This window comes from Actinosynnema sp. NPDC004786 (assembly GCF_053601135.1).
The window spans coordinates 40,762-61,778 of record NZ_JBSGBG010000035.1 but is presented as its reverse complement, the minus strand read 5'-3'; the positions used below and the strand labels follow the sequence as shown (position 1 = coordinate 61,778).

Sequence of the window (21,017 nt, the reverse complement as noted above, 5' to 3'; positions counted from 1 at the left end):
GTGCCGGCCGGACCGCGAGGTGATCGGTGCGCCAGTCGGACCGCGGGGCGATCGGGCCGCCGCCCCGTCCGGGGGCGTTGCCCCGGTCCGGGTCGTGAACCGACCGGCGTCGTGAACCGACCGGCGTCGTGAACCGACCGGCGTCGAGGGAGCGGTCGGTGTCGGTCAGCCGTTGGCCGCGATGTCGGCCAGCACCGCGGCCATGGTGCGGACCGGGACGCCAGTGCCGCCCTTGGCGGTGTAGCCGTACGGGCCGCCCGAGTGGAACGCCGGACCCGCCACGTCGATGTGCGCCCAGGACACGCCCTCGGCCACGAACTCGCGCAGGAACACGCCCGCGGTGAGCATGCCGCCGAACCGGTGCCCCGCCACGTTCGCGATGTCGGCGACCCGCGAGTCGAGGTCGCCGCGCAGCTCCTCCGGCAGCGGCATGGCCCACGCCTGCTCGCCCACCGCGCGGCCGAGCGCGGCCACCCGGTCGCGGAACTCGTCGGTGCCCATGACGCCGGCGGTCCGCTTGCCCAGCGACACGACCTGCGCGCCGGTGAGCGTGGACGTCTCGATCAGGTAGTCGGGGTTGTCCTCGCAGGCGCGCACGATGGCGTCGGAGAGGATGAGCCGGCCCTCGGCGTCGGTGTTGAGCACCTCGACGGTCTTGCCGCCGTACATGGTCAGCACGTCGCCGGGCCGGTAGGCGGTGCCCGAGGGCATGTTCTCCGCCATCGGGGCCCACGCGGTGACCTCCAGCGGGAACTTCAGCTTCGCGGCGAGCACGACGGTGGCGATCACGGCCGCCGCGCCGCCCATGTCCGAGGTCATCTCGTCCATGCCGGCGGCGGGCTTGATGGAGATGCCGCCGGTGTCGAAGGTGATGCCCTTGCCGACGAGCGCGACCTTCTTGCCCGCCTTCGGGCCGCGGTAGGTGATGCGGACCAGGCGCGGCGGGCGGCTGGAACCGCCGCCGACGCCGAGGATGCCGCCGAAGCCCTGCTTGCGCAGCGCCTTCTCGTCCAGCACCTCGACCTCCAGCCCCTCGGCCTTGGCCAGGGCGGCGGCGCGATCGGCGAAGGACGCCGGGAACAGGTCGTTCGGCGGGGTGTTGACGAAGTCGCGGGTCGTGGTCACGGCCTCGGCGATCGCGGTCGACGCCTTGAGCGTGGCGCGGTGCGCCCGCACGGTGCCCTCGGCCGGCGCGACGAGGTCGACGCGCGCGACGGGGCCGTCGCCCTTGTTCGACTTGTAGGCGGTGAACGAGTACGCGCCCAGCACGGTGCCCTCGACGGCGGGGCCGAGGTGCAGGGCGGACAGCGTGGTCACGGCGCGCTTCCTGCCGCCCAGCGCGCGGGCGGCGGCGCCGGACGCGCGGCGCACCTGGTCCTCGGTGACCGTGCCGTCGGCGGCGGGCTTGCCGAGGCCGGCGGCGAGCACGACGCGGGCGGCGAGCTTGCCGAGCGTCGGCACGGTGACGACCTCGTCGGCCTTGCCCGTCGCGCCGACGGCGTCGAGCACCTCCAGCAGCGCGCCGTCGAACGCGGCGTTCACCGCCTCGGCGCCGGCGGCGAGGGCGAGGCCGTCCGGGCCTTGGATCGTGCCAACCACGACGGCGTCGGCGGCGGTGGTGCTCAGGTCACTGTCGGTGATGGCCAACTTCGGCGCGGTCACTGCGGCTCCTTGACGGGTCCTCCCGGCGCTTCCTGGGCGTGCGGCGGGATGAGGGTGGATCGTGACGAATGCTAAAGGTCTCGTTCACACCCATGTCGGCCGCACCTTCGATAGCAATGAGTAACAATTAACACGAATGGGGGTCAACCGGCCGGGCGTTCGCGGTCACCCGGTTGATCTGGGACTGTGTACCGGTGAAAATCACGCCCCGTGCGGGGGCCGTGGTGCTCGCTCTCGGCGCGACCCTGGGGGCCGGTGTGTTCACCGGATTCGGCCCCGCCGCGGCCGTCGCGGGCCCCTGGTTCCTCCCCGGTCTGCTCCTGGCCTCGGTCGCCGCGCTGTGCTGCGCGTTCTCCACCGCCGACCAGCACCGCGCCTACCCGGACGCCCAAGGCGGCTACGCCTACATCCGCAACCAGCTCGGCCCGTGGCCGGCGCGGATCGGCGGGAGCGCCCACCTGGTCGGCCGGGCCGGCATGGCGGCGGCGGTGGCCGGCGTGTTCGGTTCCTACGTGTTCCCGGAGCAGCGCGTGGCGGCGGCGGTGGCCCTGCTCGTGGTGACGGCGGGGCTCGGCGCGGCCGGCGTCAGGTGGGGCACGCGGCTCAGCGCGGCGGCGCTCGCCGTGGTGCTCGGGGTGCTGCTGCTGGTGGTGCTGGTGTGCTTCTCGGTCGCGCCGCCGGAGGGCAACCCGGTCGCGGCGGGGGAGTCGCCCGGGTTCGAGGGCCTGATGGCCGCGTCGTCGCTGCTGTTCGCCGTCTTCCTGGGGTTCGAGCGGGTGACCGCGCCCCACGACGGCGACCGGGTGTTCCCGTCCCGCGTGCTGCACTTCGCGGTGCCGGCGACGATCGGCGTGGTGCTGGTGGTGGCCGTCGCGGTCGGCGCGGCGCTGCTGCGTCAGCTCGGGCCGGCGCGGTTGGCGCTGTCGCCCGCGCCGCTGCGGGACGCGCTGGTGGCGGCCGACGGGCAGTGGCTGCTGCCGGTGCTCGCGGTCGGCGCGGCGGTGGCGGCGGTGTCGTCGCTGTGCTTCGTGCTCGCGTCGGCGCGGCGGACGCTGGTCGGCATGACCGAGACGGGTGACCTGCCGCCGATCCGGGCCGGCTGGCCGCTGGAGGTCGCGGGCGCGGGACTGGCCGTGCTGGGCGTGGTGGCGCTGCCGCCGTCGACCGCGTTGGCGGTGGGCGCGTGCGGCACGGCGTTCTACTACGGGTTCACGAACGCCTCGGCGCGCGTGCTGCTCCAGGACGACCGGACGTGGTCGATGCGGACGGCGTGCCTGGGCCTGGGGCTGTCGGTGTTGCTGGCGATGAGCGCGCCCTCGACGGCCCTCGTCGTGACCGGGGCGGGGGTCGCGCTGGGTACCGGGTTGCTCGCGCTGGGTCGAGTGCGGCACGCCGTCGGCTGATCCGTCCGGATGGTCGGATGTCCGAGCATCGGGACAGCGATTTTCCGACGTCCCAGTGGCGGCTATCGTGCTGCCATGACGACCGCGTTGCCTTTCACCCGGACCCCCAACCCGCAGCCGGCGACCCCGGAGCGCGTTGCGGAGGTACTCGCCAAGCCGGGCTTCGGGCAGCACTTCACCGACCACATGGTGACGATCCGCTGGAGCCAGGAGCGGGGATGGCACGACGCCGCCGTCGAGCCCTACCACCCGCTGGAGCTGGACCCGGCGGCCATGGTGCTGCACTACGGCCAAGCGATCTTCGAAGGGCTCAAGGCGTACCGCCAGCCCGACGGCTCGATCGCGTCCTTCCGCCCCTCGGCGAACGCCGAGCGCTTCCGCGCGTCGGCCCGCCGGCTCGCCATGCCCGAGCTGCCCGACGAGCTGTTCCTGGGGTCGATCCGGGAGCTGCTCGCGGTGGACGGGCGGTGGGTGCCGTCCATCCCGGAGGAGTCGCTGTACCTGCGGCCGTTCCTCTACGCGACCGAGAAGGGCCTCGGCGTGCGGCCGGCGAAGGAGTACCTGTACGTGCTCATCGCCTCGCCTGCCGGGTCGTACTTCGCCGGCGGGTTGAAGCCGGTGACGGTGTGGCTGTCCACGGAGTACGTGCGGGCGGCCCCGGGCGGCACGGGCGCGGCGAAGTTCGCGGGCAACTACGCGGCGTCGCTGGTGGCGCAGGCGCAGGCCGCCGAGCAGGGCTGCGACCAGGTCGTGTGGCTGGACGCGGTGGAGCGGCGGTGGGTCGAGGAGATGGGCGGGATGAACCTGTTCTTCGTCCTCGGGTCGGGTGAGGACGTGCGGGTGGTGACGCCGGAGCTGTCGGGCGCGCTGCTGCCGGGGATCACCCGGGACTCGCTGCTGCGGCTGGCGGCCGACTTCGGGTACGCGGTCGAGGAGCGGCGGTTCTCCACGGAGGAGTGGGAGAAGAAGGCCGAGTCCGGGGAGCTGACCGAGGTGTTCGCCTGCGGCACGGCGGCGGTGATCACGCCGGTGGGGTACGTGAAGCACGCGGAGGGCGAGTTCTCGGTGGCCGGCGGTCGGACCGGTGACGTGACCATGCGGCTGCGCAACCACCTGACCGGCATCCAGCAGGGCCAGGTCCCCGACCCGCACGGCTGGATGACCAAAATCGACTAACCCGGCGTGTCCTACCTCCAAAACGCGCGTGTCCTACGTTCAGAACGCGCGTGTCCTACGTTCAGAACGCGTGTGTCCTACGTTCAGAACGCGTGAGTCGTACGTTGGGAGCGCGTGAGTCCTACGTTCAGGGACGGTGAGTTCAGCGCTCGGGTCCGGCTCGATTTGACATGGGGCCCTTACGGGTACCAGGGGCAGGCCAAAGCCGGCAGGCCCGGCGGGGAAAAGCGTCCCGCCAGGCCTGCCGGCTTCGTCCAGCCTAAGGCACCCGAACCCATGTCAAATCGAGCCTCGGTGGTGGTGTGGCGGGTCCGTTGTGGGTGGGTTGAGTGGTGGGCGTTGTGGGGTGGTCATAGTGCGGTGATGGCCAGGACGGTGACGGTTGCCGTTTCGCAGGCTGCGCCCAGGACGTCGCCGGTGATTCCGCCGAACCGGTTCCTGGTGTGGCGCACGAGGAGCAGGACGAGGGCGGCGGCGACGGTGATGGCGATCGGGCCCTTCAGCGGGTGGATGAAGTAGGCGGCGGCGGCCAGGGTGGTCCACCAGGTCACGGCCAGCCACGGGGGTTGGGTGCCGGCGACCAGTGCGCCCAGGCCCTCCGGGCGGGCGGCCGGGACGCCGCGCAGGCAGCACAGCACGAAGGCGGCACGGCCGGCGGTCAGGGCCAGGACGACGGCGGCCGGGGGGACGGTCGGGAACGCGGCGGCCTCCGTTCCCAGGACGACGATCAGGGCCACGACCGCGAACGGGCCGGCGCCGCCGTCCTTCATCACGGCCAGGGCGCGTTCCGGGGGGCCGTAGCAGCCCAGGCCGTCGGCGGTGTCGGCCAGGCCGTCCAGGTGCATGCCGCGGGTCGCCAGGGCGAGGAAGCCGACGGTCAGGAAGCCGGCCGGGAGGTCCGGCAGCGGGGCCAGCAGGAGGACCGCGGCGGCCACGCCCAGCAGCACGCCGACGAACGGGGCGAAGGCGATGGCCCGCCGTGCCGCCCGCGCGTCGACTTCGTCGGAGCCGACGCGGACGGGCAGCACGGTCAGCCACGACAGCGCCAGCCGCATCAGGCCGGTCCGGAGACGCCCGCGCTGTCGAAGGTCGCCATCTCGGCCAGGACGCGGGTCGCCATGACGACGAGCGGCAGGGCCGCCACCGCGCCGGAGCCCTCGCCGAGGCGCATGTCGAACTCCAGCAACGGCTCCAGGCTCAGGTGGCCGAGCGCCAGGGCGTGCGCGGGCTCGACGGAGCGGTGGCCCGCGACCCACCAGTCACGCGCGCCGGGCGCGAGTTCCTCGGCGACCACGGCGGCCGCGCCGGTGACCACGCCGTCCAGGATGACCGGGGTCTTGCGCACGGCGGCCTGGGCGAGGAACCCGGCCATGGCGGCGATGTCCGCGCCGGAGGAGGTGGCGAGCAGCGCCACCGGGTCGCTGATCACGGGCCGCGCGCGGCGCAGGGCGTCGCGGATCGCGGCGGTCTTGCGCATCCAGCCCCGGTCGTCGATGCCGGTGCCCCGGCCGACCACGGCCACCGGCTCGGAGCCCGTGAGCGCGGCGATCAGGACCGCGGCGGGGGTGGTGTTGCCGATGCCCATGTCGCCCGCGATGAGCAGGTCGGCCCCGCCGTCGACCTCGTCGTCCACGAGCTTGCGGCCGATCTCGACGGCACGCTCGGCCTCGTCGCGGGTCAGGGCGTCCTCGCGGTCGATGGACCCGGAACCCCGGCGCACCTTGTGGTCGCCGACCGGCGTGTCCGAGTCGACGGCGACGTCCACCACGCGCACCGTCGCGCCCGCCACGTTCGCCAGCACGTTCACGGCCGCGCCGCCCGCCAGGAAGTTCGCCACCATCTGGCCGGTGACCTCGGGCGGGTAGGCGGAGACGCCGTGCTGGGCGACGCCGTGGTCGCCCGCGAAGACGACCACGCGGGGCCGGGTGAAGGGACGCGGTGGGCACTCGCCCTGGCAGGCGGCCACCCACGCGCCCAGCTCCTCCAGCCTGCCCAGCGAGCCCAGCGGCTTGGTCAGCACCGCGTGCCGGGCCAGCGCCTCGGCGCGCACGCCGTCGCTCGGCGGCTCGACGGACGGGAACTCGATGGTCACCGACTACCTCCGGCTTCGCGCAGTCGCAGTGGGATTCCGGCGACGACCAGCAGCACCTCGTCGCAGACCTCGGCCAGCCGCGCGTTGAGCGAGCCGAGGTGATCGCGGAAGAGCCTGCCAGAGTGCGTGCTGGGCACGACGCCCAGGCCGACCTCCGCGGACACCAGGACCAACCGGGCGCGGGTGTGCGCGACCGCCTGCACCAGCGCCGCGCACTCGGCCTCCACCTGCACGATGCCGTGGCCCTCCCACGCGCCCGCGTCGTCCAGCACGCCGTTCAGCCACGTGGCCACGTCGTCCACCAGGATCGGCGGGTCGGTCTCGCGGGTGGCGGTGAGCAGGGCGATCAGGTCGTTCGGCGCGGGGGCCTCGACGGTGGTCCACGTGACGGGGCGGCGGGCCACGTGCCGGGCGATCCGCAGCTCCCAGTCGGCGTCGTCGGGGTAGCGCCGCGCGGTCGCGACGTAGGTCACGACGTCGTCGGTGAGCAGCCCCTCGGCGTGCGCGGACTTCCCCGAACGCGCGCCGCCCAGCACCAGTGTCCGACGCGTCACACCGCACCCCATCTGTTCCACAAGGACATAGCCTGACCGGGAACGTTACCGCGCGGCGCACATCGGAGGAGGCCGTCATGGAGTACCGGTGGCGGTACCAGGACGAGCAGGGGCACGAGGTGGACGGCCCGTCGGTCGCGTTCCCCGACCAGTCGGCGGCGGAGGACTGGTTCGGCGTCGAGTGGGAGGGGTTGCGGGAGCGGGGCGTCGCGCAGGTGACGTTGCTGCGCAACGAGTCCGAGGTCTACGGCCCGATGTCCCTCGCCCCGGCCGAGTAGCCGGGACGAGGGCGCTGCCCGGTCAGCCCAGGCCGGCCGCCGCGCGCCGCCGCAGCTCCGGCAGCTTGTCGCCGAGCAGCGCGTGGAACCTCTCCGCGGCGTCCGCGGTCAGCGCCAGGGTCGCCACGCGGTCGAACGACACCTCGAACTCGCCGTCGGCGTTGATCTGCGGCTCGAACTCCGCCTCGTGGTCGACCCTGACGTAGGTCGAGAACTCAACGCTGCTCATGGTGCGTCTCGCTTCCTGTGGTGTTGGCAAGGGCCGGGAGGCCGCCCAGAGTAAGGTGGCAATGCCGTCTTTGGTGCGAACGAACGGGTGAAAGTCGGCATTGCCGTCTTCTTTCACCCGAACGAGTGTCCCCAGGTCACGGGCCTGGCGTACGGCAGACTCGTCGCCATGACGGAACAGGTCGACTCGTTCGACGCGCGGCTGGAGTTCGCCAAGCTGGCGCGCCGGCTCCGCGCCGACGCCGGGCTGGAGCCCGGACAGGCGGAGGCGGAGCTGATCGCGGCGGTCGGCGGCTACGCCTCGGTGCTGTCCAAGATCGAGACGGCCCGGATCGCGCCCAAACCCGCCCACGTGACGTGGATGCTCGCCCGCTACCGACCCGAGCGGGCCGACGCGGACCGCCTCGTCTCGCTCGCCGACGCCGCCGGCACCCGCGCCCAACCCGTCGTCGCCGGAGTGCAATCGAGGGAATACCTCGTGCGCGAACGTCGTGCCGACCAGATGTGGGTCGTCTACAACGAGATCCCCGGATCGCTCCAGACGTACGAGTTCGCCTTCGCCACGCTGGCGAAGTCGCCGCTCGTGGACCCCGCCGACGTGGAGGCGCTGGCCCGGGACCGGGCCGACCGGGGCACGCGGATCTTCCGACCGGACGGCCCCGAGGTCTGGATCGTGCTCGGCGAAGCGGCGCTCGACCGGATGGACGGCGGGCCGGACGTGGCCACCCGCGAGATCGAACGCCTCGTGGCCGTGTCCGAGCTGCCGCAGGTCCGACTCCGGATCATCCCCAGCTCCACGGGGGCCGTGACGGGGCTGAGCAACCCCTTCACGCTGCTGCACACCAGACCGGACGAGTGGCTCGCCTTCGTGGGGCACATCGCGCGGAACGACTACGTCAAGAAGGACGTCAGCCGCTTCCGGCTCGTCTTCGACGACGCCTGGGACGCGGCCGTCTCGGAAGGCCAGTCCAGGGAGATACTGGAGGCTCGGATCGCCGACCTCGGCCAACGCTAGGAGAGCAGGGATCATGCCAACCCGAGCGGGTTACCGGTGGCGCACGAGCAGCTACACCAACGGCGGCAACGACCCCCAGTGCGTGGAGTGCGGCTTCGAGCCGACCGGCACCCGGGTCGCGGTGGGGGACACCAAGGACCGCGGGCCGGTGTTGGTCTTCTCGGCACGCGCCTTCTCGGCGTTCGTCAGCGGCCTGCGGGGCGCGTGACGAGCGCGGGCGAGGCACCCCCGCGGAGGTGCCTCGCCCGCGAGCGGGTCACGGGGTGACGGTGAACCGCGGGTCGGTCTCCACGACGCCCTCGAGCACGTCGTCGATCTTCTTCATCAGGTCCGCGTCCAGCTTCACGCCGGCCGCCTTCACGTTCTCGTGCACCTGCTCCGGGCGGGACGCGCCGATGATCGCGCTGGCCACGTTCGGGTTCTGCAGGGTCCACGCGACGGCGAGCTGCGCGAGGGACAGCCCGGCCTCCTCGGCCAGCGGCTTGAGCTGCTGGACCTTGGTCAGCACCTCGTCGCGCAGGAAGCGCTGGATGAACTTCGCGCCGTTCTCGTCGGTCGCCCGCGAGCCCTCCGGCACCGGCTGCCCCGGCAGGTACTTGCCGGTCAGCACGCCCTGGGCGATGGGGGACCAGACGATCTGGCTGATGCCCTCGCGCTCCGAGGTCGGCACGACCTGCGACTCGATGACGCGCCACAGCATCGAGTACTGCGGCTGGTTGGAGATGAACGGCACGTTCAGCTCCCGCGCGAGCGCCGCGCCGCGGGCGATCTGGTCGGCGTTCCACTCCGAGACGCCGATGTAGAGCACCTTGCCCTGCCGCACGAGGTCGGCGAAGGCGAGCATCGTCTCCTCCAGCGGCACCGACTTGTCGTAGCGGTGGGCCTGGTAGAGGTCCACGTAGTCGGTCTGCAGGCGCTTGAGCGAGCCGTTGATCGACTCCATGATGTGCTTGCGGCCGAGGCCCTTGTCGTTGGGGCCGCCGGGGCCGGTCGGCCAGAAGACCTTGGTGAAGATCTCCAGCGACTCGCGGCGCCGGCCGGCCAGGGCACGGCCCAGCACCGACTCGGCCTTGGTGTTGGCGTAGACGTCGGCAGTGTCGAACGTCGTGATGCCCGCGTCGAGCGCGGCCCGGACGCAGGCCGTCGCCTGGTCCTCCTCGACCTGGGAACCGTGGGTGAGCCAGTTGCCGTACGAGATCTCGCTGATGTTCAGGCCACTGCGGCCGAGGCGTCGGAACTCCATGCCGCCAGCCTAGTGGCAGGTCGTTCGGGTAGCTAATGAACTGTCGGGTGAGCGCCCGGCGGACGCCCGCCCGACCCGTCAGACCTGGTCGCCGGGGTTGACCCGCGGCTTGGGCACGCGCAGCCGGCGCAGCTGGCTGGCGCGGATGAACGAGTACCAGCCGATGGACAGGCCCCGGGTGGTGTCGTTCGGGAACTTCAGCCGCACGCGCCGGGTCACCAGCCGGCCGAGCACGAAGCCCTCCACGATCATCGCCAGCAGCATGAACGTGGTCAGCAGCGTCGCGTACTGCTGCACGGCCGGCATCGGCACGAGCAGCGCCACGAACACCAGGATGGCCAGCGGCATGAACAGGCCCATGAGGTTGCGCCGCGAGTCGACCACGTCGCGGATGTAGGCCTTCACCGGGCCGCGGTCACGGGGCAGCAGGTACTTGTCCTCGCCCGCCATCATCCGCTTGCGGCGCTCGACCGCCGCGGCGCGGCGCTCCTCCTTGGACACCTTGTTCCCGCGCGCCCGCTTCAACGCCTCGCGCTGCGTGCGCGGCGGCGGGGGCACGGGGCCGCGCCGCTTGCCCTCGGCCTCGCGCCGCTTCGGCGTGGGCCGCCCCTTGCCGGGGGTGCGCGACGGGTCGCCCGGGGTCACCTCCGCGGGAGCGTCCTCGGCGGTGGTCTCGGCGGCTTCGTCGGCGTTGCGGCGCAGGAACCTCACCACACCAGAGTAGGAGATGCCCCGATAAGTACTGTTCGGGAGGTGCGAGTTGTGATTGCGCCGGACTGCTTCGGCGGAACGCTGACCGCGCGGGAGGTCGCCGAGGCCGTGGCCGAGGGCTGGCGACGCACCGCGCCCGACGACGAACTCCACCTGCGGCCGCTGGCCGACGGCGGTCCGGGGTTCGTGGACGTCCTGCACGCCGCCCTGGGCGGTGTGCGCCACGCGACGACCGTGACCGGGCCGCTGGGCACGCCGGTCGAGGCGCTGTGGCTGGAGCACGACGGCACCGCCTACGTCGAGTCCGCCCAGGCGTGCGGCCTGCACCTCGTGCCGCCGGACCGGCGGGCGGTCGCCGCCGAGACCGCGACGACCCGGGGCGTCGGCGAGCTGCTCAACGCGGCGGGCGACGCCGGCGTGCACACGATCGTGGTGGGCCTGGGCGGTTCGGGCACCACCGACGGCGGCGCGGGGCTGCGGGAGTCCGCACGGCCCGTGACGGCCCGGCTCGTCGCCGCCGCCGACGTGGAGAACCCGCTCCTGGGCCCGCACGGCGCGGCGCGCACGTTCGGGCCGCAGAAGGGCGCGTCACCCGAGGCGGTGGAGCGGTTGGAGGCCCGGCTGGCCGCGATGGGGGAGCTGGCCGAGGTCCGCGACCGGCCCGGCGCGGGCGCGGCGGGCGGGCTCGGCGCGGCCCTGATGGCGTGGGGCGCGACGGTGACCTCCGGCGCGGGGCTCGTCCGCACGCTCACCCGGTTGGATGATGCGCTGGACCGCGCCGACCTGGCCGTGACCGGCGAGGGCAGCTTCGACTGGCAGTCGCTGCGCGGGAAGCTGGTGACCGCCGTGGCGGGCGGCGCGGCGGAGCGCGGCGTGCCGTGCGTGGTGCTCGCGGGCCAGGTCACGGTGGGTCGGCGCGAGGCCGCGGCGGCGGGCGTGCAGGAGTCGTACGCGGTGGCCGAGCACGCCGGTTCGGTCGAGCGCAGCCTGTCGGACCCGGCCGGCACACTGGCGGATCTCGCCGCGCACGTGGCGAGGCACTGGTCACACCCCCGTCACTGACGTCTGTGCGACCATGGGGGCAGGAACAAAGCGGGTGCTTCCCGTGTTGCCCGGAATAGATGCCCGCAAAGGACCTCTGAGGGAGAGCCATGACGACCGCTCAGGACGCTGTCACCGAGACTCCTGACGCCCCGCCCACCCACGGCGTGACGCTGACCGACGCGGCGGCCGTGAAGGCCAAGGCGCTGCTCGACCAGGAGGGGCGCGACGACATGCACCTGCGCATCGCCGTCCAGCCCGGTGGTTGCGCGGGGCTGCGTTACCAGCTGTTCTTCGACGAGCGCACGCTCGACGGTGACGCGCTGCGCGACTTCGGCGGCCTGAAGGTGGCCGTGGACCGCATGAGCGCGCCGTACGTCGAGGGCGCGGTGATCGACTTCGTCGACACGATCGAGAAGCAGGGTTTCACCATCGACAACCCGAACGCCGGCGGCTCCTGCGCCTGCGGCGACTCGTTCCACTGATCGACCGCTGGAACGGCAGTTCGCCGAAGGGGCCCCGCCACGTGGCGGGGCCCCTTCGGCGTTTCCGGTCGGAGGTGGCGCGCGGTCAGACGTACAGCTCCAGGTCGGCGACCTGGGCGTAGTGGGCGTCGTCCACGTGCCACGGCCGGGCGGCGTCCGGCTCGGGTGAGGTCGTGGCCCCGCCGCGCAGCTCGCGCGGCAGGTCGGTGCAGTCCTCGATCAGTTCGGCCAACGTGTCCGCCTCGGTGTTCGTCACACCGGCGACCGTATGCGGGCCGAGGTCTTGACAAAAGCCCTACCGGGCGGTAGTACCGCCCGGTAGGGCTCATCTCACGCGTGCGCGGCCACCGGCACGGGCGGCGGGGCGGCCGCCGAACGGGCCGTCGCCCGGCCGACCGCCAGGGCCACCCCCACGCCCAGGACGGTCGACACGCCGCCGGCGGTCCCGACCCACCGCAGGCCGAGCCCGCTGGTCAGCACCAGCCCGCCCAGCACCGGGCCGAGCGCCGCGGCCACGTTGAACGCGGAGATGTTCACCGAGGCGACCAGCCCGGCCGCCGAACCCGCCTGCCCCATCAGGTAGGTGTGGATCAGCGGACCGGCGGTGAACGCGCTCGCCCCCAGCACGAACACGCTCACCGCGGCCGCCACCTTGCTCTCCAGCAGCAGCCCCTGGGCGAGCAGCACGACGCCGAGCACGGCCAGCGGGACGGGCAGCACGCGGGCGATGCGGTGCGGCGGCACCTTGCCGGCCAGCGTGCTGCCGACCAGCGTCCCCAGGCCGTACACGAGCAGCACGCCGGTGACCCAGCCCGGCGCGAACCCGCTCACCTCGCGCAGCGCGGGCGCGACGTAGGTGAACGCGGTGATCAGGCCGGTGAACGACAGCACGGTCGTGGCCAGGCCCAGCAGGACGGTGCGCCGGCCGAACGCGAACAGGCTGGCCCGCACCCCGGGGTCCGGCTCGTGCGCGACCTTCGGCGTGCCGAGCACGACCCCGGCCAGCCCGATCGCGGTGAGGGCGCTGACCAGCACGAACGACGCCCGCCAGCCGTAGTTCTGGCCGATGAGCGTGCCGAGCGGGATGCCCAGGATGGTGGACAGCGCGACGCCGTTGACGACCTTGGCGATGGCCGCGGTCTGCCTCTCCGGCGGCACGGACGCGACGGCGACCTGCGAGGCCACCGCGAAGAACAGGCCCTGCGCCAGCGCGGCCACCACGCGCGCGGCCATGAGCAGGGTGTAGTCGGTGGCGAGGGCGCTGCCCAGCGAAGCCAGCAGGGCGAGCGCCATGACGGAGATCAGGAGCGTGCGGCGCGCGACGCGCCCGGTCAGCACGGTGAGCACCGGACCGCCCAGGGCGACGGCGACGGCGTACGCGGTCACGAGCAGGCCCGCGGTCGGCACGTCCACGCCCAGGTCGGCCGCCACCTCGGGCAGCACGCCGACGATGATGAACTCGGAGGTCCCGACGGCGAAGGCGCTGAGCATCAGGATGAAGGCGATCACGCCGACGACGCTAAAGTGTGACACTGACGTCAGGGTCAAGGTTGCGTGATCGACCGCTCTTTTCGGCGGAGGTGGGAATACGTGCGGATCGGTGAACTCGCCGAGAGGACCGGCGCGACCGTGCGCATGCTGCGCTACTACGACCAGCAGGGGCTGCTCACGCCCCAACGCACCGAGTCGCGCTACCGCGTCTACGACGAATCCGACGTGGAACGCGTGCGCAGCGTCCGCTGCCTCATCAACTCGGGCCTGAACGTGCGCCTGGTGCGCCTGGTGCTCGCGCACGCGTTCGACCAGGACGTGCAGCTGCCCGAGGACGAGGCGGGCTGCGTGCCGCTGCTGCGGATGCTGAACGACGAGCTGACCTCGATCGAGGAGCGCATCGACCAGCTCACCCGCAGCAAGGACCACCTGACCAGGCTCGTCGGCGACGTGACCCGCATCCTGCGGGACAAGAGCGGCGAAGGGCCCCCGGCGGACGTGCCGGAGGCCCCTCGCGACGCCGGGGTCAGAGCTTGACCGGGTAGTGCGGCTCCGGCACCACCGGGCGGATCCGGCCCTCCACGAAGATCCCGTGCCAGATCATGAACACCAGCAGCGCCCAGATCCGCCGGCTGTTGTCCGCGACGCCCGACCGGTGCTCCTCGATGACCCGCAGCACGGCCGTCTTGTCCAGGTAGCGGTCGGTCTGCGACTGGCGCACGTGGTCCACGGCCCAGTCGTGCATCTCGTCCTTCAGCCAGTGCCGGATCGGCACCGGGAAGCCCAGCTTGCGCCGGTTCAGCACGTGCGCGGGCACGATGTCGCGGATCGCCCGGCGCAGCGCGTGCTTGGTCGTCTCCTTGGTGAGCTTCAGCTCCGACGGCACCTGCGACGCGATCCGGAACACCTCGGGGTCCAGGAACGGCACCCGCAGCTCCAGCGAGTTCGCCATGGTCATCTTGTCGGCCTTGACCAGGATGTCGCCGCGCAGCCAGGTGAACAGGTCCACGTGCTGCATCCGCGTCACCGGGTCCCAGCCCTCGGACTGGCGGTAGACGTGCGCGGTCACGTCCTTGTGCGACACGTTCGGGTTGTACGTGCGCAGCACCTGCCGCAGCTGGTCGTCCATGAAGATCCGGGCGTTGCCGTAGTAGCGCTCCTCCAGCGTGAGCGCGCCCCGGCGCAGCAGGTCCTTGCCCCGCACGCCCTGCGGGATCTTCGTCGACACCTTGCCCATCGCCTTGCGCAGCGCGCCCGGCACCTTCTCGAACGGCGCCAGCGACAGCGGCTCGCGGTAGATCGTGTAGCCGCCGAACAGCTCGTCCGCGCCCTCACCCGACAGGACGACCTTCACGTGCTCGCGCGCCTCGCGGGCGATGAACCACAGCGGCACCAGCGCCGGGTCCGCCACCGGGTCGTCCAGGTACCACGTGATCAGCGGCAGCGCGTCCATCATCTCCTGCGCCGTCACCGCCCTGACCACGTGCTTCACCCCGATCGCGGCGGCCGACTCGGCGGCCACGTCGATCTCGGAGTAGCCCTGCCGCTCGAACCCGGTGGTGAACGTGATCAGGTCCGGGTTGTGCTCCTTGGCCAGCGCCGCGACCACGGTCGAGTCGATGCCGCCGGACAGGAACGAGCCGACCGTCACGTCCGCCCGCATGTGCTTGGCCACCGAGTCGCGCAACGCCTCGGTGATCTCGTCGTAGAGCCGGTTCTCGTCCGCGTCGCCGCGCACCGCGCGCGGCCGGAACGTGGCCGGGAAGTACCGCTCGACCACGGGCCTGCCGCCCGGCTTGAGCGTGAACGACGTGCCCGACTCGATCCGGTGGACCTCGGTCTGCAACGACTCGGGCTCCGGCACGTACTGCAGGATCAGGTAGTGCTGGAGCGCCTTCTCGTCCACCTCCGGCCGGATGCCGAGGGCCGGCGCCAGCTCCAGCACCGACTTCTTCTCGCTGGAGAACGCCACGCCGCCCGGCCCGGCCGCGTAGTACAGCGGCTTGATGCCGAACGGGTCGCGCGCGCCGAACAGCACCCGGCGGGCCTTGTCCCAGATCAGGAACGCGAACATGCCGCGCAGCTTCGCCACCGCGGACGGGCCCCAGTAGTGGTAGGCCGCCACGATCGTCTCGGTGTCGCCGTCGGTGGCGAACACCGCGCCGAACTGCCTGGTCAGCTCCGCGCGCAGCTCCACGTAGTTGTAGATCTCGCCGTTGAACAGGATCGCGTACCGACCCTGCTGGTCGTGCGGCCCCCAGTGCAGGGGCTGGTGGGAGTGCTCGATGTCGATGATGGACAGGCGGTTGAAGCCGAAGACGGCCTCACCGCCCTGCCAGGTGCCGCTCTCGTCGGGGCCGCGGTGGCGCATGCAGCGCAATGCCCCCGCCACCGCCGAGCGCGCCCGCTCGGCCTCGTTCTCGCCAGGGCAAACCAGTCCTACCAGGCCGCACACGCCGTAAACACCCTTCGTGTCGTGTGGAGAAGACTCCAGTATGCCGGGGGCCCGGTGTGTGACCGAAACTGCACCGCGCAGGGGCAGCCCCCGGCGGGTGACGTGCCATGCGCTGGGTTACGCTCCCGCATGATCCGGCATGGCGCGTAACCGCGCCCTTGCCTGCGAGCTTTGAGTACGAGGAGGCGGCGAGCAGTGGGCCTGAAGGAGGGCACCAGGGCAGCCCGGCTGGCCAAGGTCGGCGGGCTGGTCGGCCTGGTCGGCGTCGGGGCCACGGGTTGCTCCACGGAAGAGGTGCTGCGCTTCGGCTGGCCGGTGGCCGTGACGCCGCAGGCCGAGGCGATGCGCGAGCTGTGGACCTGGTCGGTCGTCGCGGCGCTCGTGGTCGGCGTGATCGTGTGGGGTCTGATCCTCTGGTCGGTCGCGTTCCACCGCAAGAAGAGCGAGGAGCTGCCCCGCCAGGTCGCCTACAACCTGCCGCTGGAGCTCGTGCTGCTGGTCGTCCCGACGATCATCGTGGCGGTGCTGTTCTACTTCACCGCGGTGACGCAGAACTACGTCACCGACAAGTCCGAGGACCCCGACGTCACGGTCGACGTGATCGGGTTCCAGTGGAACTGGGAGTTCCAGTACCCGCAGTACAAGACCGAGGCCGCCGACCTGCCGGTGAGCACCGTCGGCACGTCCGGCGAGATCCCGCTGCTGGTCGTGCCGCAGGGCAAGTCGATCCGCTTCAACCTGCGGTCGACCGACGTCATCCACTCGTTCTTCGTGCCGGAGTTCCACTTCAAGCGGGACGTCTTCCCGCAGCCGGAGAAGAACAACCAGGACAACTCGTTCCAGATCGACCAGATCGACCGGACCGGGTCGTTCGTGGGCCGCTGCGCCGAGCTGTGCGGCACCTACCACGCGGTGATGAACTTCGAGGTCAGGGCGCTGGAGCCGGCCGACTTCGACCGGTACATCCAGTTGCGGCAGGAGACCAACCCGGACACCGCCCAGCCGTACACCGCGGCCGAGGCGCTGACCGAGCTGAACTGCGGCGAGCTGTGCACGCCGTACGCCGTGACCACCAAGCCCTTCGACACCGACCGGACCGTCCGCGAGGCGTCGTCCGACGGTGGGAAGTAGGAGGACGCCGCGATGAAGGTCGAAGCGCGCATTTTTGACTTGGTGATGGCGTTCTCGTTCCTGATGTCCGTCGTGTACGGCTACTGGACCTGGGCGGACACCGGCCACGTCGAGCCGACCGGCACGGTCGCGCTCGCGCTGACCGGCGGGCTGGCGCTGATCGTCGGCACGTACTTCCGGTTCGTGGCCCGGCGCATCGAGGTGCGGCCCGAGGACAACGCGGACGCCGAGGTCAGCGACGGCGCGGGCGAGCTGGGCTTCTTCAGCCCCGGCAGCTACTGGCCGATCGGCCTGGCCGCCGCGGCCGCGACGGCCGGCGTGGCCCTGGCGTTCTGGCACATCTGGCTGCTCGTGATCGCCATCGCGCTGGTGCTGATCGCCGTCGGCGGCCTGGTGTTCGAGTACCACACCGGCCCGAACCACGACTGAGCACGCAGACTCGATACAGGGGGGCCACCCGGAAGGTGGCCCCCCTTTCGTGTGTTCCGACTACGCGGTCAGGCGGCGTTCGAGGTCTGGTAGCTGTCCACGTACTCCTGTCCGGACAGTTCCAGGATCCGGTAGACGATCTCGTCGGTGACCGAGCGCAGCACCGGCAGCGACTCGTGCAGGCCCGCGTAGCGGTCGAAGCGCAGCGGCTCGCCGAACCGGACGGTCACCGGGCGCACGCGCGGCAACCTGCGGTCCACCGGCTGCACCTGGTCGGTGCCGATGAGCCCGACCGGGACGACCGGCGCGCCTGACTCGAGCGCCATGCGCGCCACGCCCGTGCGACCCCGGTGCAGGCGGCCGTCCAGCGAGCGCGTGCCCTCCGGGTAGATGGCGAACGCCCCGCCGCGGTCCAGGATCTCCTTGGCGGTGTCCAGGGACGCCCTGGCGGCCCGGCCGACGCCGCGGCGCACGGGGACGTGGCCCAGGGAGCCGAAGAAGTAGCGGGAGAGCGCGCCCTTCACGCCCTTGCCGTCGAAGTACTCGGCCTTGGCCAGGAACGAGACCCGGCGGGGCACCACCATCGGGATGACGATGCTGTCGATGAACGACAGGTGGTTCGGCGCGAGGATCACCGGACCGCGGGCGGGCACGTTCTCCAGTCCTTCGACCGTCGGCCGGTAGACCAGCCGTGCCGTGGGCGCCACCACTCGCTTCATCACCGTGTAGAGCATGGTGACAGCATGACCTGCCGCTGTTGCGCGGCGGTGAAAAGGTGGTCGTAGTCTCGGCCGGGTCCGTCACGCCGGGTGTTCGGCGCACGGTCGGGCGACGCCCTCGGCGGGTCCACTCTCGACCGTCCGGGCGCCGGGACGGCCGCCGCGTGCCGACGCGCGTCACCCGGAGGCGTGCACCCGGACCCGCGAGGCGGACTTCACGGACCCGACCACCGGGCCGGTGGGCCACGGCTCCGTGCCGGACGGTCGCCACGTCGTGACGGGCCGTGCGTCAGGCGTCGGCGAGGGCCGTCTTCAGCTCCGACGACCGCGCCACCCAGCGCCGCAGCAGGTCCGCCGCCGCGCCGGAGTCGACCGCCTCCGCGACCTCGCCCAGCGCGCCCGCGAGGTCCGCGTGCAGGTCGGCCGAGAGCCCGCGGTGCGCGGCCACCACGCCCGCCGCGTTCAGCAGCACCGCGTCCCGCACCGGGCCCGGCTTCCCCGCCACCAGGTCGCGCACGACCTCGGCGTTCACCGCGGCGTCGCCGCCCTTGAGGTCGTCCGCCGAGGCCGGCGCGATGCCCAGCGCCGACGGGTCGATCCGGTCGGTCCGCACCTCGCCGCCGTCCGCGATCCACACCGACGTCGTGGTGGTCGTGGTGATCTCGTCCATCCCGTCGTCACCGCGCACGACCAGCATCGTGTTGCCGCGCCGCGCGAAGACGCCCGCGATGAGCGGCGCGAACGCCACCCGCGCGCACCCGACCAACCCGACCTTCGGCTGCGCCGGGTTGGTCAGCGGGCCGAGCAGGTTGAACGACGTGGGGATGCCGATCTCGCGCCGCGGCGCGCCCGCGTGCCGGAAGCCGGGGTGGAACACCGGCGCGAAGCAGAAGCCGATGCCCAGCTCCTCGACCGTCTGCTGCACCCCGAGCGGCGGCAGGTCGATGGCCACGCCCAGCGCTTCCAGGACGTCCGCCGTGCCGCACTTGGACGACGCGGCGCGGTTGCCGTGCTTGACCACCGGCACGCCCGCGGCGGACGCGACGACCGCCGCCATGGTCGAGATGTTCACCGAGCCGGAGCTGTCACCGCCGGTGCCCACGATGTCCGCCGCACGCCCCTCCACGGTGAACCGCCGGGCGTGCCGCAGCATCATGGACGCGATGCCGTCGACCTCCTCCGGCGTCTCGCCCTTGGCGCGCAGCGCCACCGCGAAGGCGGCGATCTGGGCCGGGGTCGCCGCGCCGGACATCACTTGGTCCATCGCCCACGCGGTGTCGTCCTCGGACAGGTCGACCCGGTCGACGAGCTGGTTCAGCAGTAACGGCCAGGTGCGCTCCACGGCGTCATCAGCCCCGGACGACGGGCAACGACGTCGAGCGCAGCACCTCGGCCACGGTCTCGGCGGCGGCCAGCGGGTCGAGCGGGTGCACCAGCACCGCGTCCGCCTGCGACCACGTCGCGAGCCACCGGTCGTCCTTGCGGCGGACGGCCACCACGATCGGGGGGCAGTCGGTGATCTCGTTCTTGAGCTGGCGGGACAGGCCCATGCCGCCGGTCGGCTGCGCCTCGCCGTCCAGGATGGCCAGGTCGACGCCGCCGTTGTCCATCTCGTACAGGACGTCGGCGATCGCGCCCACCTCGACGTACTCGACGCGGCCCAGGTCGGGCGCGGGACGGCGACCCACCGCAGTGATGATCGTCTCACGCACCTCGGGGCGGTGGCTGAACACCAGGATCCTGGTCGTCTGCGTGCTCATCGGCGCGGTCCTCCGGCGGGTCGGGGTGCCAGGTGACGCTGATGTTATCCGCCTGGCGCGCCGCGACCTGAAGCGCGTCCCACCCGATCCAGTCGCCGCCCAGCCGCTGGGCCAGCCCGGCCATCCGGGCCCGCTCCTGCGCGCAGCCCAGCGCGTCGAGCCGCTGCACCCGCAACGCGTGCCAGCGACCGTCGTGACGCAGCTCCCAGCCGTCCGCCGCGAGCAGCTCCCGGGCGCGTTCGACCTGGTCAGGGGGTAGTTCCAGGTGGTGGCGCAGCACCGCGGGCTCCTCGGGCCGCCAGCGCGGCGACCGGGCCAGCGCGGCCGAGTCGGCCTCGGCGATGTCGAACGCCTCCACCACCACCGCGAGCCCCGGTGAATCGATCTCCAGTGCGGGTACACCCCGCCGCGCCCGGCGATCACGCCACCGGCTCAACAACCCCATGACCGTCCTCACCGTGCGTGTGACCCAGATGACCTGCGTACGTGCCCCGGACCCGATGGGCGGGACGAAAACCTGCAAGCAATAATGCGTCGTGTGACAACGGCAGCGCCCTCAATCGGCCAGCGCGTGCACTCGCTGAACCGCCCGAACATGGTCAGCGTCGGCACGATCGTCTGGCTGTCCAGTGAGCTCATGTTCTTCGCGGGGCTCTTCGCCATGTTCTTCACGGTGAAGGCCCAGAACGAAGGGCACTGGCCACCAGAGCCGACCCACCTGAACGTGCCCTACGCGCTGTTCTTCACGATCATCCTGGTGGCTTCCTCGTTCACGTGCCAGTGGGGCGTGTTCGCCGCCGAGCGGGGTGACGTGTTCGGTCTGCGTCGCTGGTACCTCGTGACGCTGATCATGGGCGCGATCTTCGTGGCGGGTCAGGCCGGTGAGTACGTCACCCTCGTGAACGAGGGCACGACGATCCCCAGCTCGGCTTACGGCACGGTGTTCTTCCTGACGACCGGCTTCCACGGCCTGCACGTGATCGGTGGTCTGATCGCGTTCGGCTACCTGCTGGTCCGCACGAAGCTGAGCAAGTTCACGCCCGCGCAGGCGACCTCCGCGATCGTCGTGTCGTACTACTGGCACTTCGTCGACGTCGTCTGGATCGGCTTGTTCGCCGTCATCTACATCGTGCCCTGACCAGCT

At 72.1% G+C, this 21,017-nt stretch carries 24 protein-coding genes and 1 pseudogene; 11 read left to right on the top strand and 14 right to left on the bottom strand.

The genetic code is table 11. The features are described 5' to 3' along the window. Positions 1-165 precede the first annotated feature (165 nt). A complete protein-coding gene (locus ACWEFJ_RS27170) occupies positions 166-1,662 on the bottom strand; it encodes a leucyl aminopeptidase (protein WP_378093794.1) in 1,497 nt (498 codons plus the stop codon). 194 nt (positions 1,663-1,856) lie between these two features. On the opposite strand from ACWEFJ_RS27170, the gene ACWEFJ_RS27165 reads away from it, so the two are divergent. Then, positions 1,857-3,065, top strand: coding sequence for an APC family permease (locus tag ACWEFJ_RS27165; protein ID WP_378093796.1), 1,209 nt, complete (start codon positions 1,857-1,859; stop codon positions 3,063-3,065). Positions 3,066-3,140: 75 nt separating this feature from the next. Further along, positions 3,141-4,241 carry a branched-chain amino acid aminotransferase gene (locus tag ACWEFJ_RS27160; protein ID WP_378093798.1) on the top strand — a complete coding sequence of 367 codons (1,101 nt, stop codon included), beginning with the start codon at positions 3,141-3,143 and terminating at the stop codon, positions 4,239-4,241. 350 nt (positions 4,242-4,591) lie between these two features. On the opposite strand, the gene ACWEFJ_RS27155 is transcribed toward ACWEFJ_RS27160, so the two are convergent. The 3 genes from ACWEFJ_RS27155 to cobU are packed head-to-tail and all read right to left on the bottom strand — an operon-like array spanning position 4,592 to position 6,887. Further along, positions 4,592-5,296: an adenosylcobinamide-GDP ribazoletransferase gene (locus ACWEFJ_RS27155; protein ID WP_449715436.1), complete on the bottom strand. Its 705-nt coding sequence runs from the start codon at positions 5,294-5,296 to the stop codon at positions 4,592-4,594. Continuing rightward, on the bottom strand, positions 5,296-6,333 hold the full coding sequence (cobT, locus tag ACWEFJ_RS27150; RefSeq protein WP_449715435.1) for a nicotinate-nucleotide--dimethylbenzimidazole phosphoribosyltransferase: 1,038 nt from the start codon (positions 6,331-6,333) through the stop codon (positions 5,296-5,298). The genes ACWEFJ_RS27155 and cobT overlap by 1 nt, the downstream gene beginning before the upstream one ends. Beyond that, complete coding sequence (cobU, locus tag ACWEFJ_RS27145) at positions 6,330-6,887, bottom strand: bifunctional adenosylcobinamide kinase/adenosylcobinamide-phosphate guanylyltransferase (RefSeq protein ID WP_378097659.1); 558 nt, start codon at positions 6,885-6,887, stop codon at positions 6,330-6,332. The genes cobT and cobU overlap by 4 nt, the downstream gene beginning before the upstream one ends. A gap of 77 nt (positions 6,888-6,964) precedes the next feature. Between cobU and ACWEFJ_RS27140 the strand changes: the two genes are divergently transcribed. Then, positions 6,965-7,165 carry a hypothetical protein gene (locus ACWEFJ_RS27140; RefSeq protein ID WP_378097662.1) on the top strand — a complete coding sequence of 67 codons (201 nt, stop codon included), beginning with the start codon at positions 6,965-6,967 and terminating at the stop codon, positions 7,163-7,165. A gap of 22 nt (positions 7,166-7,187) precedes the next feature. Here ACWEFJ_RS27140 and ACWEFJ_RS27135 read toward each other — a convergent pair whose 3' ends face one another. Then, complete coding sequence (locus ACWEFJ_RS27135) at positions 7,188-7,394, bottom strand: hypothetical protein (RefSeq protein ID WP_378097665.1); 207 nt, start codon at positions 7,392-7,394, stop codon at positions 7,188-7,190. A gap of 168 nt (positions 7,395-7,562) precedes the next feature. Between ACWEFJ_RS27135 and ACWEFJ_RS27130 the strand changes: the two genes are divergently transcribed. Both ACWEFJ_RS27130 and ACWEFJ_RS27125 read left to right on the top strand, forming a co-directional pair. Then, on the top strand, positions 7,563-8,408 hold the full coding sequence (locus ACWEFJ_RS27130; protein ID WP_449715434.1) for a DUF5753 domain-containing protein: 846 nt from the start codon (positions 7,563-7,565) through the stop codon (positions 8,406-8,408). Positions 8,409-8,421: 13 nt separating this feature from the next. Then, the gene (locus ACWEFJ_RS27125; protein WP_378097670.1) at positions 8,422-8,616 is read left to right on the top strand and encodes a DUF397 domain-containing protein; all 195 of its coding nucleotides are present in this window, start codon (positions 8,422-8,424) and stop codon (positions 8,614-8,616) included. Positions 8,617-8,664: 48 nt separating this feature from the next. Here ACWEFJ_RS27125 and ACWEFJ_RS27120 read toward each other — a convergent pair whose 3' ends face one another. Both ACWEFJ_RS27120 and ACWEFJ_RS27115 read right to left on the bottom strand, forming a co-directional pair. Further along, entirely contained in the window at positions 8,665-9,651 is a 987-nt protein-coding gene (locus ACWEFJ_RS27120) for an aldo/keto reductase family protein (RefSeq protein WP_449715433.1), read from the bottom strand. Positions 9,652-9,729: 78 nt separating this feature from the next. Then, positions 9,730-10,362 (bottom strand): DUF3043 domain-containing protein, encoded by a 633-nt coding sequence (locus tag ACWEFJ_RS27115; protein WP_449715432.1) that lies wholly within the window; start codon positions 10,360-10,362, stop codon positions 9,730-9,732. A 42-nt stretch (positions 10,363-10,404) separates the two neighbouring features. On the opposite strand from ACWEFJ_RS27115, the gene ACWEFJ_RS27110 reads away from it, so the two are divergent. Together ACWEFJ_RS27110 and ACWEFJ_RS27105 are read left to right on the top strand one after the other, a co-directional pair. Continuing rightward, positions 10,405-11,424 carry a glycerate kinase family protein gene (locus ACWEFJ_RS27110; protein ID WP_378097678.1) on the top strand — a complete coding sequence of 340 codons (1,020 nt, stop codon included), beginning with the start codon at positions 10,405-10,407 and terminating at the stop codon, positions 11,422-11,424. An 89-nt stretch (positions 11,425-11,513) separates the two neighbouring features. After that, positions 11,514-11,888, top strand: coding sequence for a HesB/IscA family protein (locus tag ACWEFJ_RS27105; RefSeq protein WP_378097680.1), 375 nt, complete (start codon positions 11,514-11,516; stop codon positions 11,886-11,888). An 85-nt stretch (positions 11,889-11,973) separates the two neighbouring features. On the opposite strand, the gene ACWEFJ_RS27100 is transcribed toward ACWEFJ_RS27105, so the two are convergent. Beyond that, complete coding sequence (locus ACWEFJ_RS27100) at positions 11,974-12,144, bottom strand: hypothetical protein (protein ID WP_378089386.1); 171 nt, start codon at positions 12,142-12,144, stop codon at positions 11,974-11,976. A gap of 74 nt (positions 12,145-12,218) precedes the next feature. Then, positions 12,219-13,397 carry an MFS transporter gene (locus tag ACWEFJ_RS27095; protein WP_378089384.1) on the bottom strand — a complete coding sequence of 393 codons (1,179 nt, stop codon included), beginning with the start codon at positions 13,395-13,397 and terminating at the stop codon, positions 12,219-12,221. Positions 13,398-13,478: 81 nt separating this feature from the next. On the opposite strand from ACWEFJ_RS27095, the gene ACWEFJ_RS27090 reads away from it, so the two are divergent. Then, positions 13,479-13,916, top strand: coding sequence for a MerR family transcriptional regulator (locus tag ACWEFJ_RS27090; protein ID WP_378089382.1), 438 nt, complete (start codon positions 13,479-13,481; stop codon positions 13,914-13,916). Here the strand turns inward: ACWEFJ_RS27090 and asnB are convergent. Next, entirely contained in the window at positions 13,906-15,834 is a 1,929-nt protein-coding gene (asnB, locus tag ACWEFJ_RS27085; protein ID WP_378089380.1) for an asparagine synthase (glutamine-hydrolyzing), read from the bottom strand. The genes ACWEFJ_RS27090 and asnB overlap by 11 nt on opposite strands. Positions 15,835-16,029: 195 nt before the next feature. Here asnB and ctaC point away from each other — a divergent pair, with 195 nt between their 5' ends. Both ctaC and ACWEFJ_RS27075 read left to right on the top strand, forming a co-directional pair. Further along, entirely contained in the window at positions 16,030-16,965 is a 936-nt protein-coding gene (ctaC, locus tag ACWEFJ_RS27080) for an aa3-type cytochrome oxidase subunit II (RefSeq protein WP_378089378.1), read from the top strand. Between the two features lie 12 nt (positions 16,966-16,977). Continuing rightward, positions 16,978-17,394: a cytochrome c oxidase subunit 4 gene (locus tag ACWEFJ_RS27075; protein WP_378089376.1), complete on the top strand. Its 417-nt coding sequence runs from the start codon at positions 16,978-16,980 to the stop codon at positions 17,392-17,394. Positions 17,395-17,462: 68 nt separating this feature from the next. On the opposite strand, the gene ACWEFJ_RS27070 is transcribed toward ACWEFJ_RS27075, so the two are convergent. The 4 genes and pseudogenes from ACWEFJ_RS27070 to ACWEFJ_RS27055 all read right to left on the bottom strand — a co-directional run. Then, on the bottom strand, positions 17,463-18,128 hold the full coding sequence (locus ACWEFJ_RS27070) for a lysophospholipid acyltransferase family protein (protein ID WP_449715431.1): 666 nt from the start codon (positions 18,126-18,128) through the stop codon (positions 17,463-17,465). Positions 18,129-18,402: 274 nt separating this feature from the next. Beyond that, the gene (gene trpD / locus ACWEFJ_RS27065) at positions 18,403-19,455 is read right to left on the bottom strand and encodes an anthranilate phosphoribosyltransferase (protein WP_378089373.1); all 1,053 of its coding nucleotides are present in this window, start codon (positions 19,453-19,455) and stop codon (positions 18,403-18,405) included. Positions 19,456-19,462: 7 nt separating this feature from the next. Next, positions 19,463-19,873, bottom strand: coding sequence for a hypothetical protein (locus tag ACWEFJ_RS27060; protein ID WP_378089371.1), 411 nt, complete (start codon positions 19,871-19,873; stop codon positions 19,463-19,465). Between the two features lie 64 nt (positions 19,874-19,937). Then, positions 19,938-20,318: pseudogene (locus tag ACWEFJ_RS27055) on the bottom strand (hypothetical protein); the annotation flags it as partial. An 84-nt stretch (positions 20,319-20,402) separates the two neighbouring features. On the opposite strand from ACWEFJ_RS27055, the gene ctaE reads away from it, so the two are divergent. After that, entirely contained in the window at positions 20,403-21,011 is a 609-nt protein-coding gene (gene ctaE / locus ACWEFJ_RS27050; protein ID WP_378089369.1) for an aa3-type cytochrome oxidase subunit III, read from the top strand. Positions 21,012-21,017 lie beyond the last annotated feature (6 nt).

What these genes read in the sequence shown, in the direction of transcription:
- ctaE (WP_378089369.1), top strand. Translation starts at nt 20,403, where the DNA reads ATGCGTCGTGTGACAACGGCAGCGCCCTCAATCGGCCAGCGCGTGCAC.
- ACWEFJ_RS27140 (WP_378097662.1), top strand. Translation starts at nt 6,965, where the DNA reads ATGGAGTACCGGTGGCGGTACCAGGACGAGCAGGGGCACGAGGTGGAC.
- ACWEFJ_RS27125 (WP_378097670.1), top strand. Translation starts at nt 8,422, where the DNA reads ATGCCAACCCGAGCGGGTTACCGGTGGCGCACGAGCAGCTACACCAAC.
- ACWEFJ_RS27160 (WP_378093798.1), top strand. Translation starts at nt 3,141, where the DNA reads ATGACGACCGCGTTGCCTTTCACCCGGACCCCCAACCCGCAGCCGGCG.
- ACWEFJ_RS27135 (WP_378097665.1), bottom strand. Translation starts at nt 7,394, where the DNA reads ATGAGCAGCGTTGAGTTCTCGACCTACGTCAGGGTCGACCACGAGGCG.
- ACWEFJ_RS27120 (WP_449715433.1), bottom strand. Translation starts at nt 9,651, where the DNA reads ATGGAGTTCCGACGCCTCGGCCGCAGTGGCCTGAACATCAGCGAGATC.
- ACWEFJ_RS27155 (WP_449715436.1), bottom strand. Translation starts at nt 5,296, where the DNA reads ATGCGGCTGGCGCTGTCGTGGCTGACCGTGCTGCCCGTCCGCGTCGGC.
- ACWEFJ_RS27075 (WP_378089376.1), top strand. Translation starts at nt 16,978, where the DNA reads ATGAAGGTCGAAGCGCGCATTTTTGACTTGGTGATGGCGTTCTCGTTC.
- ACWEFJ_RS27070 (WP_449715431.1), bottom strand. Translation starts at nt 18,128, where the DNA reads ATGCTCTACACGGTGATGAAGCGAGTGGTGGCGCCCACGGCACGGCTG.
- ACWEFJ_RS27105 (WP_378097680.1), top strand. Translation starts at nt 11,514, where the DNA reads ATGACGACCGCTCAGGACGCTGTCACCGAGACTCCTGACGCCCCGCCC.
- ACWEFJ_RS27060 (WP_378089371.1), bottom strand. Translation starts at nt 19,873, where the DNA reads ATGAGCACGCAGACGACCAGGATCCTGGTGTTCAGCCACCGCCCCGAG.
- ACWEFJ_RS27130 (WP_449715434.1), top strand. Translation starts at nt 7,563, where the DNA reads ATGACGGAACAGGTCGACTCGTTCGACGCGCGGCTGGAGTTCGCCAAG.